2 protein-coding genes are annotated in these 1,679 nt (G+C 73.3%); one reads left to right on the forward strand and one right to left on the reverse strand.

Annotated features, from left to right (window positions below; translation table 11 throughout):
• On the reverse strand, nt 1–544 hold a 544-nt coding region (locus DBR36_RS15065), incomplete at its 3' end, for a M20/M25/M40 family metallo-hydrolase (protein ID WP_146185390.1).
• Between the two features lie 99 nt (nt 545–643).
• On the opposite strand from DBR36_RS15065, the gene DBR36_RS15070 reads away from it, so the two are divergent.
• On the forward strand, nt 644–1,627 hold the full coding sequence (locus DBR36_RS15070; protein ID WP_108320559.1) for a Gfo/Idh/MocA family protein: 984 nt from the start codon (nt 644–646) through the stop codon (nt 1,625–1,627).
• The last annotated feature ends 52 nt before the right edge of the window (nt 1,628–1,679 follow it).

Below are 1,679 nucleotides of genomic sequence, written 5' to 3' on the forward strand. Positions count from 1 at the left end.
GCACGGCACCGTCCACCACCGCGCCGCCCTCGTCGAGCACCATCGCGGGGCGCACACCCCGCGCGGCGAGAAGCGCCGCCATCGCCCGGGCGCCGCTCCCCCGCGTCTCTTCGTCGTGGCCGAACGCCAGCCAGACGTCGGCGGCCGGGGTCACGCCGTCGGCGAGCGCGGCCTCGACGGCCTCGAGGATCGCCACCAGCGCCCCCTTGTCGTCGATCGCGCCGCGCGCGTGGATCGCGGCATCCGCCCCCTCCCCCACCACCTCGGCGGCGAAGGGGGGATGCCGCCACACCTGCCCGTCGACGGGGACGACGTCCTGGTGGGCGAGCAGCACGAGGGGCGCGTCGGCGCTGCGTCCGGCCCAGCGGTACAGCAGCGAGCGGCCCGCGACGACCTCGCGCTCGAGCCGCGCGTGCACCAGCGGGTAGAGGCGTTCGAGGGCGGCGTGGAACAGCGCGAAAGCCTCGTCGTCGACCTCGGCCGGATCGGTGCGCGAGACGGTCGGGATGGACAACAGCTCACGGAAGCGCTCGACCGGCGTCATGCAGCGAGCCTAGGCCGCGCGGGCGCGTCCGCCGGGGATCGACGTCGCATCGCGTCCCGTCGGGCCGCGGAGCCCGCCGTCGCCGATACGGTGGATGCCATGACCGGACTGCACTGGGGCATCCTCGCAACGGGCGGCATCGCGCACGCCTTCACCTCCGACCTGCGTACCGCGGGCCTCGACGTCACCGCCGTCGGCTCGCGCAGCATCGACAGCGCCCGCGCCTTCGCCGCGCAGTACGACATCGCGCACGCGCACGGTTCGTACGAGGAGCTCGTCGCCGACCCCGACGTCGACATCGTCTACATCGCGACCCCGCACCCCTCGCACGTCGACAACGCGCTGCTCGCGCTCGCGCACGGCAAGCACGTGCTGGTCGAGAAGCCCTTCACCCTCAACGCCGGCGAGGCCGCGCGCATCCGCGACGCCGCCGCCGACGCCGGCCTGCTGGCGATGGAGGCGATGTGGACGCGGTACCTGCCGCACATGGTGCGCATCCGCGAGATCATCGCGGCCGGCACGCTCGGCGAGATCCGCGTCGTCTCGGCCGACCACACGCAGAAGATCTCGACCGACCCCACGCACCGCCTCAACGACCTCGCTCTCGGCGGCGGCGCCCTGCTCGACCTCGGCATCTACCCCATCTCGTTCGCCATCGACGTGCTCGGTCTGCCCGAGCGCATCACGGCGGTCGCGCGGCTGTCGGACGCCGGTAGCGATGCCGAGGTCGCGACCGCTTTCGTCCACTCGAGCGGGGCGCTGTCGACCAGCGTGTCGTCGTCGCGCGGAGCGGGGCTCAACACGGCCCAGATCGTCGGCACCGATGCCCGCATCGAGGTCGACCGCGTCTGGTACACCCCCACCACGATGCGCGTCGTCTCGCCCTCGGGCGAGGTGCTCGAGAGCTTCGACGGCAGCGTCGACGGACGCGGGATGCAGTTCCAGGCGCAGGCCGCGGAACGCTTCGTGTCCGAGGGCGCGGCGGCCAACGGCATCCTGCCCCTGGACGAATCGGTCGCGATCATGGGAGTGCTCGACGAGGTGCGCCGGCAGATCGGCGTGGTCTACCCCGGCGAGAGCTGAGCGCGCGGCGCCTGCCGCCGACGGTGTTCAACCCGGGGGTGGGTGCGAAGGG

Origin of the sequence: Microbacterium sp. HMWF026 (genome assembly GCF_003061325.1) — a bacterium.
Classification (GTDB): Bacteria; Actinomycetota; Actinomycetes; order Actinomycetales; family Microbacteriaceae; genus Microbacterium; species Microbacterium testaceum_E.